At 70.1% G+C, this 13,752-nt stretch carries 14 protein-coding genes; 7 read left to right on the top strand and 7 right to left on the bottom strand.

Going from position 1 to position 13,752, the window contains the following annotated elements; all coding sequences use genetic code 11:
- Positions 1-37: 37 nt before the first annotated feature.
- Positions 38-877 (bottom strand): hypothetical protein, encoded by an 840-nt coding sequence (locus ACTWQD_RS18125; protein ID WP_443197509.1) that lies wholly within the window; start codon positions 875-877, stop codon positions 38-40.
- 51 nt (positions 878-928) lie between these two features.
- Here ACTWQD_RS18125 and ACTWQD_RS18130 point away from each other — a divergent pair, with 51 nt between their 5' ends.
- Both ACTWQD_RS18130 and ACTWQD_RS18135 read left to right on the top strand, forming a co-directional pair.
- The gene (locus ACTWQD_RS18130; protein ID WP_443197510.1) at positions 929-1,597 is read left to right on the top strand and encodes a DUF1684 domain-containing protein; all 669 of its coding nucleotides are present in this window, start codon (positions 929-931) and stop codon (positions 1,595-1,597) included.
- A 4-nt stretch (positions 1,598-1,601) separates the two neighbouring features.
- A complete protein-coding gene (locus tag ACTWQD_RS18135) occupies positions 1,602-2,081 on the top strand; it encodes a GtrA family protein (RefSeq protein ID WP_443197511.1) in 480 nt (159 codons plus the stop codon).
- A 73-nt stretch (positions 2,082-2,154) separates the two neighbouring features.
- Here ACTWQD_RS18135 and ACTWQD_RS18140 read toward each other — a convergent pair whose 3' ends face one another.
- The 6 genes from ACTWQD_RS18140 to ACTWQD_RS18165 all read right to left on the bottom strand — a co-directional run bounded on the left by ACTWQD_RS18140 (position 2,155) and on the right by ACTWQD_RS18165 (position 8,605).
- Positions 2,155-3,312, bottom strand: coding sequence for a cysteine desulfurase family protein (locus ACTWQD_RS18140; protein ID WP_443197512.1), 1,158 nt, complete (start codon positions 3,310-3,312; stop codon positions 2,155-2,157).
- Positions 3,309-4,286: a carboxylating nicotinate-nucleotide diphosphorylase gene (gene nadC, locus ACTWQD_RS18145; RefSeq protein ID WP_443197513.1), complete on the bottom strand. Its 978-nt coding sequence runs from the start codon at positions 4,284-4,286 to the stop codon at positions 3,309-3,311. Before nadC ends, ACTWQD_RS18140 begins: the two co-directional genes overlap by 4 nt.
- Positions 4,283-6,007, bottom strand: a complete 1,725-nt coding sequence (nadB, locus tag ACTWQD_RS18150; protein WP_443197514.1) for an L-aspartate oxidase — start codon at positions 6,005-6,007, stop codon at positions 4,283-4,285. Before nadB ends, nadC begins: the two co-directional genes overlap by 4 nt.
- Complete coding sequence (gene nadA, locus ACTWQD_RS18155; protein WP_443197515.1) at positions 6,004-7,317, bottom strand: quinolinate synthase NadA; 1,314 nt, start codon at positions 7,315-7,317, stop codon at positions 6,004-6,006. The genes nadB and nadA overlap by 4 nt, the downstream gene beginning before the upstream one ends.
- The gene (locus ACTWQD_RS18160) at positions 7,314-8,024 is read right to left on the bottom strand and encodes an NUDIX hydrolase (protein ID WP_443197516.1); all 711 of its coding nucleotides are present in this window, start codon (positions 8,022-8,024) and stop codon (positions 7,314-7,316) included. The genes nadA and ACTWQD_RS18160 overlap by 4 nt, the downstream gene beginning before the upstream one ends.
- Before the next feature lie 110 nt (positions 8,025-8,134).
- Positions 8,135-8,605 carry an Lrp/AsnC family transcriptional regulator gene (locus tag ACTWQD_RS18165; RefSeq protein WP_443197517.1) on the bottom strand — a complete coding sequence of 157 codons (471 nt, stop codon included), beginning with the start codon at positions 8,603-8,605 and terminating at the stop codon, positions 8,135-8,137.
- 176 nt (positions 8,606-8,781) lie between these two features.
- Here ACTWQD_RS18165 and ACTWQD_RS18170 point away from each other — a divergent pair, with 176 nt between their 5' ends.
- From ACTWQD_RS18170 to ACTWQD_RS18190, 5 genes are all read left to right on the top strand, one after another.
- Positions 8,782-10,167, top strand: a complete 1,386-nt coding sequence (locus tag ACTWQD_RS18170) for an amino acid permease (RefSeq protein ID WP_443197518.1) — start codon at positions 8,782-8,784, stop codon at positions 10,165-10,167.
- Positions 10,168-10,376: 209 nt separating this feature from the next.
- On the top strand, positions 10,377-11,435 hold the full coding sequence (locus tag ACTWQD_RS18175; RefSeq protein WP_443197519.1) for a thiamine pyrophosphate-dependent enzyme: 1,059 nt from the start codon (positions 10,377-10,379) through the stop codon (positions 11,433-11,435).
- On the top strand, positions 11,428-12,483 hold the full coding sequence (locus ACTWQD_RS18180) for an alpha-ketoacid dehydrogenase subunit beta (protein WP_443197520.1): 1,056 nt from the start codon (positions 11,428-11,430) through the stop codon (positions 12,481-12,483). The genes ACTWQD_RS18175 and ACTWQD_RS18180 overlap by 8 nt, the downstream gene beginning before the upstream one ends.
- Positions 12,476-12,805, top strand: a complete 330-nt coding sequence (locus tag ACTWQD_RS18185) for a biotin/lipoyl-containing protein (protein ID WP_443197521.1) — start codon at positions 12,476-12,478, stop codon at positions 12,803-12,805. The genes ACTWQD_RS18180 and ACTWQD_RS18185 overlap by 8 nt, the downstream gene beginning before the upstream one ends.
- Positions 12,806-12,809: 4 nt before the next feature.
- Complete coding sequence (locus tag ACTWQD_RS18190) at positions 12,810-13,637, top strand: alpha/beta fold hydrolase (protein WP_443197522.1); 828 nt, start codon at positions 12,810-12,812, stop codon at positions 13,635-13,637.
- The last annotated feature ends 115 nt before the right edge of the window (positions 13,638-13,752 follow it).

Raw genomic sequence — 13,752 nt, forward strand, 5'->3', positions numbered from 1 at the left:
TGCCGGCACCGCCGTCCCGGGATGGTGGGGCGGCGCGTTACTGGTCTTTGATCTCCAGAGACATTAGCATCCGCTGGACGTTGGCAAATTCGGGGCTTTCGTTGACATAGGCGGCCGCCTCCGCAAGGGTGTCAAAGGCCTTGGCCGGCGCGACTTTCTGGTCCGTGGCGAACGCCCTCAGCTCCGTCAGGTCACCGAAGGCGTAGTCCCCTTTGCCGTCGGGGCCCCGCACCAGGTTCTGCAGCGCGCAGGACTTGCCGTCCGTGCCGCCCACCACGTTGGTGATGCCGTAGGAGCCGAAGAACTTGTACCCCTGGATGACCCGGAAAACTACTCGCGGATCGATGGTGCCCTCGCCGCCGCGATGCGGCAGTTCCACGGGGACGCTGCTGACCACCACGTAGGGTTTCGCGGCGTCGTCCGCGCAGTCCGCCGCCGGCCGGGGCTGCAGCCCGGTCTGCAGGGTAGCGAGGTAGCCGCCGTCGGCGTCCTTCACCTCGATCTTGAGCGCGCCGGGCAGGGTCCCCTCCCCCGGGGCCACCGACTGTGCAATCCATTCCTGCGGGAGCTCGAAGCTGACGGTCTTCGCCGGGTCCGTGAAAACTTTCCAGGCCGACGCCGTCGGGCCGGGTTCCGCGGTGCCGGAGCCGGAGGGCCCCGGTGTGCTGGAACCGGCGGTGCCGGTGGGTCCCGTTGTGGGGGTGCCCGCCGATGATTCCGCCGCCCCAGGGCTGCCACCCGCCGTCCACGCCGGGGTGCCCGTGCCGCCGCTGCTGCAGCCGGCCAGCGCGCCGGCCAGCGCGGCGGCGAGCGCCAGGGCTGCGGCGGCGCGGAGGCCGCGGGCCGAAGCCTGCCGGAAGGAGTCCGTCCCTGTCATGGTGCCAGCGTAGCGAAATCCGCCGCGGGGAAAGCGGGATACGCTGGGGACATGGCGGATCAGGATTACGGTTCCACGGATTTCGGGGCCCAGGACAGCGTGGCGGACATCTCCGCCGTCGACATCGCGGACTGGCGGCTCCGGACCTTTGCGCTCTACGCCAACGTGCGGAAGATCGCGGCGGACGATCCGGCCGAGGCGCACGCCTACTGGCGCCAGGAGCGCGACCGCATGTTCGGCACACACCCCGCGTCGCCGCTGACGGCGGAGGCCAAGTCCGGCTTCGGCGGGCTGAAGACGGCGGACTACGATCCCATCTACCGCTTCCATATCCCGCTGACGGGCGAAGGCGCGGGGCGTGAGATGAACGTCGAGACCGGGACCGACGGGCTGGTCCGGTTTGTCCGGCTGGGCACCTTCGATTTGCCGGAGATGGGCCAGCTGGCCGTGTGGAAGATCCACGGCTACGGCGGCGGGATCTTCGTGCCGTTCCGGGATGCCACGGCCGGGCAGCCGGGCGGCAGCTATGGGGCCGGCCGCTACCTGCTGGACACGATCAAGGGCGCCTATCACGGGGTCACCGGCACCAGGGACGAGTTCGTGGTGGACTTCAACTTCGCCTACAACCCGTCCTGCGCCTACAACGAAGCGTGGGCCTGCCCCCTCGCGGGCCCGTCCAACCGCCTCGCCGTGGAGATCCCTGCCGGCGAGCTGTACTGAACGGATGGATGCCCAGCTTGAGCAGACCTCCGCTGCGCCTGTGCGGGCTCCGGCCCGCCGCCGGCACCGCGGCGTCCTGCGCTATCCGCTGGTCCGGCAGCTGCTGAGGTTCACCGCCGTCGGCGTCGTCTGCACGGCAACGTCGCTGGCGCTGTACGCGTTCCTCCGCCCATACGTCGGCGCGCAGCCGGCCAACGCCACCGCCCTGGTTCTGACCTCGCTGATGAATACCGCCCTGAACCGGCGACTGACCTTCAAAATCACCGAACGCCACCGGATGAAGCGCGACCATCTCAACGGGCTGATCGTGATCTTGGTGGCGCTCCTGATTACCGGCGGCAGCCTCGGCATCCTGCACTGGATCAACCCCGCCGCCACCGTGGCCGACGAGCTGTGGACCACCACGCTCGCCGGCTTCGCGGCCACGGCCGTCCGCTTTACCCTGCTGCGGCACTGGATCTTCCGGCGGGCCCGGCACCGCTGACTCGCGTTTGCCCTATCAGATAACGTCCCTCTGAGCGCCTGGGAACAGCTATAAGTGATGGGGCATCCCGGGCTTAGGGGGCGCCGAGGGCCTGGACGCTGCCGACGGCGGCGCGGACCGCGGCTGACGCCTCGTGCAGCTCGGCGGCGGTAATGGCCGGGTCGAAGCTGAAGCGGACCGCTGTCTGGGCGACGTCGGCGCTGAGGCCCAGGGCGAGCAGCACGGGGGACGGCTCGTCCGACCCCGCGGCGCAGGCCGACCCGCTGGAGCAGATGATTCCCCGGCGCTCGAGTTCCAGGAGGACGGATTCGCCGCTGGTCCCCGGGAAGCAGAAGGAGGCGATGGAGGGCAGCCGGTCGTGCGGATCCCCGGTGACCACCGCCCCGGGAACGCCTGCCAGGACCTCGCGGATGAATCCATCCCGCAGGGCGGCGACGTCCGCCGCCCTGTCCCGCTGCGATGACTGCGCAAGCGTCAGCGCCGTCGCGAGGGCCACGGCACCGGCCACGTTCCCGGTTCCCGACCTGCGCCCGCGCTCCTGCCCGCCGCCGTGGAGCAGGGGTTCCAGCGGCGTCCGGCTCCGCACATACAGCGCCCCGCAGCCTTTCGGCGCGCCGAGTTTGTGGCCGGAGATGCTGAGGGCATCCACGCCCAGAGCTGCCGTGTCGAGCGGCAGCCAGCCGGCGGCCTGGACCGCGTCGGTGTGGAAGGGGATGCCCTGTGCCCGGGCCAGCGCCGCCAGCCGGGCCACCGGCTGCACCGTGCCCACCTCGTTGTTGGCGTACATGATGCTGACCAGGGCGGTCTCCGGCCGGAGGGCGGCGGCGAGGGCCTCTGCAGTGACCCGGCCGCAGGAATCGACGGGCACCACGTCGACGGCGAAGCCGTGCATGCGCTCCAGGTACCGGGCTGATTCCTCCACGGCGGGATGTTCGACGGCGCTGATCACCACCCGGTTGAGCCGCGGGTCCCCGGCCTGCCGGGCCAGCGCGATGCCCTTGACGGCCAGGTTGTCCGCCTCAGTGCCCCCGGAGGTGAAGACCACCTCGGCCGGGCGGCAGCCCAAAGCCGTGGCGGTAGCGGCCCGCGCCGCAGCGAGCGCCCGGGCGGCCGAGTCACCGAGCGAATGGTGGCTGGACGGGTTGCCGAAGTCCCCGCTGAGGTAAGGCCACATGGCTTCGAGGACCTCGCGGCGGACCGGGGTGGTGGCCGCGGCGTCGAGGAAAATCATGTCCCGGCCCGTCCGGCGTCGACGTCGAGCTCCAGGTCGAGCCCCAGGTCCAGGGCGGCGACGCTGTGGGTGAGCCCGCCGATCGAGATGACATCCACGCCGGTCGCGGCGATTCCCGCCACGGTGGCCAGGTTCACGTTGCCGCTGGCCTCCACCCTGGCCCGCCCTCCGACCAGCGCCACACCGGCGGCCAGATCCGCCAGCGTGAAGTTGTCCAACATGATGGTGTCCACCCCGGCGGCCAGGACCGGTCCGATCTGGTCCATGCTGTCCACCTCCACCTCGAAGTGCGTGGTGTGCCCCAGCCGCGCCTTCGCCGCCCGCAGCACCGCAGTGAGCTTCGACGGGTCTCCCCCGGTCAGCACAGCCAGGTGGTTGTCCTTGGCCAGCACGGCATCGGACAGGCCGAAGCGGTGGTTCGCTCCGCCGCCGCAGCGGACGGCGTACCGTTCGAGCACCCGCAGCCCCGGGGTGGTCTTGCGGGTGTCGGTGATGCGCGCCCCCGTACCGTCCACCAGGGCGACGAATTCCGCGGTCTTGGTGGCGATGGCGCTCATCCGCTGGACCAGGTTCAGGGCCACGCGTTCGGCGAGCAGCACGGCCCGGGCATTGCCGGTCACCCGGGCCAGGGCGGTCCCGGCGTCGAACGCGACGCCGTCCGCCACGAGGAGTTCGACGGCGGCCTCCGGGTCCGTGAGCTTCATCGCGGCGGCGAACACCTCGCCGCCGCTGAACACGCCGGGGACGCGGGCGGCGAGGACCGCCGTCGCGCGGGCGTCCGCCGGAATGAGGACCTGCGAGGTGATGTCCCCGGACGGGGCGTCCTCCAGCAGGGCCGCGCGCAGCACGGCGTCCACGGCCGCCGCGGGCAGGGTTCCGGCGAGCGCGGCGGTAGGGTGCGACGGCGGTACGGACGGGGGCGTGGCGGAGGGCACGGCGGGCGTGGACGCCTGGGTTGCGGCGGGTGCTGTCATGACGAAATCCTTTGTTTCGGACGGGACGCGGCTGGATGCCGGCGGCTGTGCGCGGCGGAGCCGGGGGCGGGAGCGGCGAGCACGGCGGGGACGGGAGCGGCGTCCGCCCGGTAGTGGGCGCCGACGGAACCGGTGCGCTGCCGCGCCGCGGCCACGAGCAGCTGCGCGGCGAGCAGCAGGTTCCGGTCCTCGTGCTCCCTCGGGTCCGCTGCGTCCGGCACGTCCTCGGGACGGACAACGGCGGCCCAGGTTGCCAGCACGTCCTCCGCCTGGCGCAGTAGTTCCCCGCTGCGCAGGACCCCGGCATGGGAAGTCATCAGCCGCCGCAGGGCGTCGCGGCTGAACGGGAGGCTGCGCTGCCCTGCCCCGGCGGCGGGCAACTGGACCCCGGCCCCGGCGTCGGGTGCCACAGGCCAGCGGCCCGCGCCCGCGCCGCCGAGGAAGGCCTCCACGGCCCGGCGGCCGAAGACCAGGCCCTCGAGGAGTGAGTTGCTGGCGAGGCGGTTGGCGCCCTGCGCACCCGTGCACGCCACTTCCCCGGCCGCGTACAGCCCCGGCACGGAGGTGCGCCCCCACAGGTCGGTGGCCACCCCTCCCATCCAGTAGTGCGCTGCCGGAGAGACGGGCAGCGTCTCCGTGGTCCAGTCGTAGCCGGCTGCGCGGGTGGCCGCGCTGATGGTGGGGAACCGCCGGGCCAGGAAGTTAGGCCCGCGGGCCGCCTCGATCCCCCGGGCGTCCAGGAACACGGGGCTGTCCGCCGGCGCGCCCGTCGCGGCGAGGTGCAGGGCGATGCTCCGGGAGACGACGTCGCGCGGGGCCAGCTCCGCGTCCGGGTGGTAGTCCGGCATAAAGCGGCAGCCGGCGGCGTCGCGCAGGACGGCGCCTTCCCCGCGGACTGCCTCGGAAATGAGCAGCGCCGGCGGCCCGCCGGGGGTTTCCGCCGCGGCCAGGGTGGTGGGGTGGAACTGGAAGAACTCCAGGTCCCGGACAGCCGCGCCGGCGCGCCAGGCCAGGGCCAGACCATCGGCCGTGGCGACGGCGGGATTGCTGGTGCGGGCAAACAGCCGGCCCGCGCCTCCCGTGGCCAGGAGCACCGCGTCGGCGTCCAGCCGCCGCGGCTGCCCGTTGGCCAGGTAGGCGACGCCCGTCACCCGGGCCGCGTCCGCCGTCGGGCCAATGCCGGAACTGCCGGTGAGCAGCTCCGTGACGAAGGCTCCCGTCTCCACCCGCAGACGGCCTTCCACCGTCCGCTGCAGGACGGCGGCAACAAGGGCGCGGGTGATGCAGGCGCCGGTCGCGTCCCCGCCGGCATGCAGGATGCGCGCCGCGGAGTGCGCCGCTTCGAGGCCCAGCGCCGGGCTGCCGCCGGAACCGGCGTCGAAGGCCACGCCGAACCGCTGCAGGCCCCTGATGTCCTGGACCGCTTCGGTGCACAGCACCCGCACGGCGTCGGGATCGTTGAACCCGGCACCGGCGGCGAGGGTGTCGGCGATGTGGGCGGCCACGGAATCGCCCGCCACGGCCTCCCCCGGCGCCAGCACCGCGGACACCCCGCCCTGGGCATAGAAGGTGTTGCTCTGCTCCAGGGTGCCCTTGGTCAGGAGCACCACCTCGGTAGCCGGACGGCTGCCTTCTGCGTGGCCGCAGGCGGCGTCAGAGGCCAGCAGCGCCGCGTAGAGACCCGCGATGCCGCTGCCCACCACCACCAGGCGCCTGGTCATGGCCGCGCCGCCAGCATCCGTTCAAGGGCCACCTTGGCCGGGCCGGCGACGTCGTCCCCTACCGTGATGCGGTTGACCACCTCGCCCCGGACCAGGGACTCCAGGACCCAGGCGAGGTAGCCGGGGTGGATGCGGTACATGGTGGAGCACGGGCAAATCACCGGGTCGAGGCAGAAAATCGTGTGCTGCGGGTACTCCGCGGCGAGGCGGTTGACCATGTTGATCTCGGTGCCGACCGCAAACGTGGTGGGTTCCGTGGCAGCCGCGATGGCCTTTTTGATGAAGTCCGTGGATCCGGCTGAATCAGCGGCATCCACCACCTCCATGGGGCATTCAGGGTGCACAATCACCTGCACGCCGGGGAACTCGGCGCGGGCCTTTTCGATCTGGCCGACGTTGAAGCGCTTGTGGACCGAGCAGAAACCGTGCCACAGGATGACGCGGGAATCGATGAGGGTCTGTTCGTCGTTGCCGCCGAGGTCCTTGCGCGGGTTCCACAGGGGCATCTGCTCCAGCGGCACGCCCATCGCTTTGGCGGTGTTGCGGCCCAGGTGCTGGTCCGGGAAGAACAGCACGCGCTGGCCGCGCTCGAACGCCCACTCCAGCACGGTCGAGGCGTTGGACGAGGTGCAGACGATGCCGCCGTTTTCGCCGCAGAAGCCCTTGAGCGCGGCGGAGGAGTTCATGTAGGTGACCGGGATGACCGGTACCCTGCCGCCGGCGTCGGGCTCCGTGCCGAACAGCTCGCCGAGCTGTTCCCAGCACTCGGTCACTGAGTCGATGTCCGCCATGTCCGCCATGGAGCAGCCGGCGGCGAGGTTGGGCAGGATCACGGCCTGGTCCGGCCGGGACAGGATGTCCGCGGTTTCGGCCATGAAGTGCACGCCGCAGAAGACGATGGCCTCGGCGTCCGGGCGGGTGAGCGCGGCATTGGCCAGCTGGAAGGAATCGCCCACGAAGTCGGCGTACTGGATCACCTCGTCGCGCTGGTAGAAGTGGCCCAGGACGACGGCGCGGTCCCCCAGCGTTGCCTTGGCCGCCCGGATCCGGGCGTCGAGTTCGGCGTCGCTGGCACGCTTGTATTCCTCCGGGAGCTGGCCCTGCCGCGGGGTGGACGCCGGGGCGGCGTCGGCCGCGGAGGCGCCGGGGCCGTAGGCGGGCCTGCCGGCGAGGGCCTCGGCCAGGTCGTAGTCCCAGGGCCCGCGGGCGAGCGCCGGGCTGCAGGTGGACGCTGCTGCACGTCCCGTGGCGCTGCCGCCGGTGGCCTGTTCGCGCGTAATCAGCTGGATGGCCGTGTTGACGCTGCTCATGGTGTGCTCCTGTTGTCTGGGTCAAGGCCTGGGCGGCCGGTGAAGCGGTAAAGGCGGGGCGGGCGGTGTTTGCCGCCCTGCAGGTACTGGTCGGTTTCTTCGATCTCCGGCGTGGCTTTGACCTGCCGGCGGAAGTTGGCCGGGTCCAGTTCGCGGTCCAGGACGGCCTCATAGACTTCCCGGACCTGGGCCAGCGTGAAGTACTCGCCCAGCAGGTGGTAGGCAATGGAGCCGTAGGCCATCTTGTTGCGCAGGCGCCAGAGCGCGTAGTCGATGATGGCGTTGTGGTCGAAGGCCAGCTCCCCCAGCCGGTCGGCGCGGAACCACTTGACGTTTTCGGATTCGTCGGCGAGCGCCGCCTCGGTGGGCTGCACCAGCGCCCAGTAGACAATCGAGACAACGCGCTGGGTGGGTGAGCGGTGCAGCCCGCCGAACGCGTAGAGCTGTTCGAGGTAGCTGGGCGCCAGGCCGGTGGTTTCCCGCAGGTTCCGCGAGGCGGCGTCCTGCAGGGATTCCGAGTGGGTCAGCGGGCCGCCGGGCAGCGCCCACAGCCCCTTGAACGGTTCGCGGATGCGGCGCACCAACGGGATCCAGAGGGTGGGGCGTCCGGAACGCTCACTGGGGCGGAGGGCGAAGATCACCGTGGAGATCGCCAGCGACGGCGGTGCGAGCTGGCGCTCGGAGACGTTGGCTGCTGCTGTGTACACGGTGGGTCACCCCGCCTTCTGTGGCTCCGGAGCGACTGCCGGTTCAGTTATAGTCATTTTGACTAGAACTAATTCTAGGACGTTGTCCGCCGGGCACAAAATGTTTCAGCTCACAGTTTCGCGGCGGCTTCCAGCAGGGGCAGGGTGCGGCCCTGGAAGTGGGTGTTGAGCACGATCACGGAGGACGAGCGGAGCACCGTCCGGGTAGCGATCATGGCATCGAGCACCCGCTGCAGGTCCGGGTTGGAGCGGGCAGCGATGCGGGCCATGAGGTCCGAACTGCCGGAGACAGTGTGGATTTCAATGAGTTCGGGGATCGCCGCGAGGGCCTCGACCACCGCGTCATGGCCCAGGTCCTGGTTGATGGTGAGGGAACAGAATGCCACCACGGGAAAGCCGAACCGGGCAGGGTCCGGCTGCGGCACCCAGGAGCCGATGACGCCGCTGTCCTGCATGCGGTCCAGCCGCGCCTGCACGGTGGCACGGGCCACCTTGAGGACGCGGGAGGCCTCCAGCACCGAGGACCGGGGGAAATCGGTGAAGAATCGGACAATCTTCGCATCCAGTACATCAACATCCATCAAACATTCCTCCAGCAGTGGTCTCCACGGGGCAAACAGCCGGGGATACCTGGTGGTTGCCTTACAAACTGCCACCATGCTCTCACGGCATCCCGCTGGGAGACCCCGCCCGGTGGCGGTAAATTCAATAGGTCCCATAAGGACTCGAAGACCACTCCACAAGAAGGTTCGCCAGCATGACAATGAAGTCCACCGCGGAGCGCCCCGGCCTGAAACTGGGCCACAGCATGAAGCCGCGCCAACTGACCATGATGGGATTGGGCAGCGCGATCGGCGCCGGCCTGTTCCTGGGCTCGGGGGCCGGAGTCCAGGCGGCCGGACCCGCCGTCCTGATTTCCTACCTGGTCGCGGGCACCCTGATCATCCTCGTGATGTGGGCCCTGGGCGAGATGGCTGCCGCCAACCCCAACAGCGGCGCGTTCTCCGTTTACGCCGAGAAGGCCATGGGCAGGACCGCGGGGGCCACCGTGGGCTGGCTCTGGTGGCTGCAGCTGGTGGTGGTCATCGCCGCCGAGGCCCTCGGCGCCGCCGCCCTGCTCTTCACCGTGTGGCCGGTCATCCCGGTCTGGGCTCTGTCACTGATCTTCATGGCCGTGTTTACGGCCATCAACCTCGCCGGGGTGAAGAATTTCGGCGAGTTTGAATTCTGGTTCGCCATCCTCAAGGTGGCCGCGATCCTGGTGTTCCTGGGCATCGGCACGGCACTGCTGCTGGGCTGGCTGCCGGACGTCGAGTCCCCCGGCCTCAGCAACTTCACGGCCGACTTCGCCCCTGCGGGCCTGGGCGGCATCGCCACAGCGCTCTTCGTGGTGATCTTCGCCTTCGGCGGCACCGAAATTGTCAGCGTGGCCGCGGCCGAAACCGAGAACCCGCAGCGCAGCGTGGGCCACGCGATCCGCACCGTCGTCTGGCGGATCCTGGTGTTCTACATCGGCTCGGTCTTTGTCATCGCCGCCGTCCTGCCGTACACCTCCGAGGCCCTCGCGTCCCCCTTCGCCGGGGTCCTGGACGTCGCGGGCATCCCCGGCGCCGGTGCCGCCATCACCCTGGTGGCCGTCGTCGCACTCCTTTCGGCCCTGAACGCGAACCTCTACGGAGCCTCCCGGATGGTGTTCTCGCTCTCCGAACGCGGCGAGGCCCCCGGATTCCTGGCGAAGATCAGCAAGTCGCGGGTGCCGGTGCTCGCCGTCGGCGTCTCCGTGGCCTTCGGGTTCCTCGCCGCCGTGCTGGAGCTGCTGTTTCCGGAGCAGATCCTGCCGGCCCTGTTCCAGCTGGTGGGCTCCACCTGCCTCCTGGTCTGGGGCTCGGCACTGGTGTCCCAGTTGATCCTCCGCCGCCGCGCGGACCGCGCGGGCACCGAGCTCCCGCTGCGGATGAAGGGCTTCCCGGGACTGACCATTTTCGGGCTGGTCCTCCTGGGCCTGATCTTCGCCGTCGGCTTCAGCAGCCCGGACAGCAGCAAACAGCTCTTCAGCACCATGGCCTTGGTGGCCGGCATCGCTGCTGCCTGCTGGATCGGTGCCCGGATGACCCGCAACCGCACCGCCACCCCGGCCGAGTAACCCGCCTGAAAAGCCCGCGGCAGGGCCGTTCCGGACATCCGGGACGGCCCTGCCGCGGGCCGGGCACAACCGGCAGCCTGCGCCCATATGCCCACCTTGATGTACAACTTGTCAGGAGCCGGGCGCTCACGGCCCCCGCATTTGTGCAGTCTGGTCAGTGATCCGCGGGCTGATTGCCCGCCCGAGCCCGTGTGACTAGGGTCACAGCCATGGATACACTTCCCGCGGCGTCCGGCGAAGCCGCCGAACCGCTGACCCCTGCCCAGCTCCGCGAGCTCTATGCGCTGATGGTGGCGGTCCGCCACCTCGACACCTCGGCCATCGCCTGGCAGCGGCAGGGCATCATTCCGGGCTATGCCCCCGAGCTCGGCCAGGAGGCGGCGCAGGTAGGCAGCGGCTACGCGGTCGACACCACCCGGGACTTCGTTTTTCCGACCTACCGCGAGATGGGCGTCGCCCGCACCATGGGCGTGGACATGGTGGCCTACATGTCCACCCACAAAGCCACCTGGCACGGCGGCCTCTACGACCCCATGGAGTCCCGGCTTGCCCCGATCCAGGCCGTGGTGGCCGGCTCCGTGCTGCACGCGGTCGGCTGGGCCCACGGCCAGACCCTGTCCGCGGCTGCCGGCACAGAGACCGATGGCCGGCTCGGTGTCGCGTTGACGTACTTCGGCGACGGCGCCTCCTCGCAGGGCGATGTCCACGAAGCCCTGAACTTTGCCGCCGTCATGAAGGCCCCCGTGGTGTTCTTCGTGCAGAACAACGGCTGGGCCATTTCGGTCCCCACCGAGCGCCAGGTGGCCGGCGGCTCCGTCGCCGCCCGCGCCGCAGGCTACGGCATGCCGGCGCTGCAGATCGACGGCGACGACGTCGTCGCCGTCGTCGGGGCCACCCGCCGCGCCTTCGCCCACGCCCGGGCAGGGAACGGCCCTGTGCTGATCGAGGCCATGACATACCGCCGCGGCCCGCACTCGACCTCCGACGATCCGGGACGCTACCGCTCCCTCGACGAGGAGCGCGACGGCGCCGGCGCCGACCCGCTGGAGCGCTTCCGGCAGCGGCTGCTCGCCGACGGCACCGCCGACGAGGCGTTCTTCGCCGAGGCCCTCGCCGCGGCGAAGGCCGAAGAGGAACAGATCCGCGCCGGCATCCAGGCCCTCGGATCCCGCCCAGGCACAGAAATGTTTGACCTGGTCTTCCAGGAAACCACCCCTGCCCTGCAGGCCCAGGCCGCCCACTGGCGCGAGGAGTCCGAACATGTCTAACTCGACCCTGGAAGGCGGCGCGGCTGCAAGCACGAGCGCAGCCACCCCCGCTTCCACCACCGTGATGTCCATGCAGCAGGCCCTCAACCGGGCCCTCGACGAGGTGCTCACCGAGAACCCCAAAACCCTGATCTTCGGCGAGGACTGCGGGCGGCTCGGCGGCGTCTTCCGCATCACCGACGGACTGCAGGCCAAGCACGGGGCCCAGCGCGTCTTCGACACCCCGCTGGCGGAATCCGGGATCCTCGGCATGTCCGTGGGCCTGGCGATGGCCGGATTCCACCCCATCCCCGAGGTCCAGTTCGACGGTTTCGCCTACCCTGCCATCAACCAGATCGTCTGCCAGATCGCCCGGATGAACTACCGCAGCCGCGGCACCCTGCCGATGCCCATCACCCTGCGCGTTCCCAGCTTCGGCGGCATCCGCGCCCCCGAACACCACGGCGAAAGCCTCGAGGCGCTTTTCGCGCACGTGCCCGGGCTCAAGGTGGTCTCGCCGTCGAATCCGCACGAGGCCTACCACCTGCTCAAGTACGCCGCCACGCGGCAGGACCCGGTGATCTTTCTGGAACCGAAGTCCCGGTACTGGCAAAAAGGCGACGTCGACCTTGCCCGGCACGATGCCGGCGGCGGCTCCCCCGCCGGGGCAAAGGTTCAGCGCGAGGGCCGGCACCTCACCCTGGTCGCCTGGGGTGCCATGGTGGCACGGTGCCTCCAGGTGGCCGGGCTCGCGGCCGAGGACGGAATCGACATTGAGGTCCTGGACCTGCGCTGGCTCAAGCCGATCGACACCGAAGCCCTGGCCGCCTCCGTGCGCAAGACGCGCCGCGCCGTCGTCGTCCACGAAGCGCCGCTGACCTCAGGGCTGGGCGCCGAGGTGGCACAGCTGATCACGCAGTCCTGCTTCGACACGCTCAAGGCCCCGGTGGAGCGCGTGACCGGGTTCGATGTCCCGTACCCGTCGGGCGACCTCGAAGACGAATACATCCCGAACATTGACCGGATCCTCTTCGGTATCCAGCGAGTATTGGAGTACAAACGTGGCTGAAATTTCCTTTCCCCTGCCCGACCTCGGTGAGGGCCTGATCGAGGCCACCGTGCTGGAATGGCTCGTGGCCCCGGGTGACCAGGTGGAGCGGAACCAGCCGCTGGTGGAGGTGGAGACCACCAAATCCGCGGTTGAATTGCCCAGCCCGCAGGCAGGTAAGGTGGTGCGTATCCACGGCGGGCCCGGTGACAAGATCAATGTCGGCGAGACCCTGATTGTGTTTGAGGTGCCGGAGCTCACCGCCGGCATCGTGGGCACCGTCCCGAAGGAAGAGGCACCGAAGCGCCGGGTCCGCCTGAGCGCCGTACTTGATGAGGACTGACACCATGAGCGGCAGACACACCGGCGAACAGCACACGCACACCGTCGAGGGGACCGATCCGCAGTTGTATGTCGGTGTGCATGAACCGGAGACCGACTCCGGGCTGCGCCCGGTGCTGCTCCTGCACGGCTTTTCCTCCTCCGCGAAACTCAACTGGGAGGACACCGGTTGGATCACCGCCCTGCTGGAAGCCGGCCGCCGTGTGGTCACGGTGGACCTGCCCGGCCACGGGCGCAGCGGCGCCCCGGAGGACATGGATTCCTACTCCCCCAGCAGGATCCGCGCGGATCTGCTCCAGATCGCCTTCGACGCCGGCGTCCGCCCGCTGCGCGACGGCGACCCGTCCAGCGGGCTTGACCTGATTGGTTACTCGCTGGGTTCGCGGCTCGCTTGGGAGTTCGGCGCCACGCAGCATGAACTGGTGCACCGGATGGTGCTGGGCGGGCCCAACGTGGCCGACCCGCTGGCCGACTTCGATCTCGTGGCCGCCCAGCGCTACCTAGCCGACGGCACCCCCATCGCCGATGCGTCCACCGCCGGGCTGCTGAAGCTGGCCCAGATGCTGCCCAGCAACAACATCTTCTCGCTGCTCTCCCTCGTGGAGGCCATCAAAGGCGAGCCGTTCGATCCGGCCGAAGCCGTGCCGCACGTGCCGATGCTCCTGGTGGCCGGCGAGAAGGACGAGCGGGCCGCCTCCATGCCGGACCTCGCCGCACTGGGGGCCAAGTCCGGGGCGATGGTGGAGCAGCTGGTCCTGCCGGGCCGGAACCACACCAACGCCATCACCAGCCGGGCCTTCAAGCAGGCGGCCGTCAGCTTCCTGGGCGTCTGATCCGGGCCGGCCCACTCCGACCCGGGTCACTCAGCGCCCATGAATCCCTGCCGGATGGGCGCTGAAGGATCCCCACGTTGCTGTAACGAAAGAGAGGGGCGCGGGCCGTGTGGCC

Source organism: Pseudarthrobacter sp. 1C304 (genome assembly GCF_052245515.1).
GTDB lineage: Bacteria > Actinomycetota > Actinomycetes > Actinomycetales > Micrococcaceae > Arthrobacter.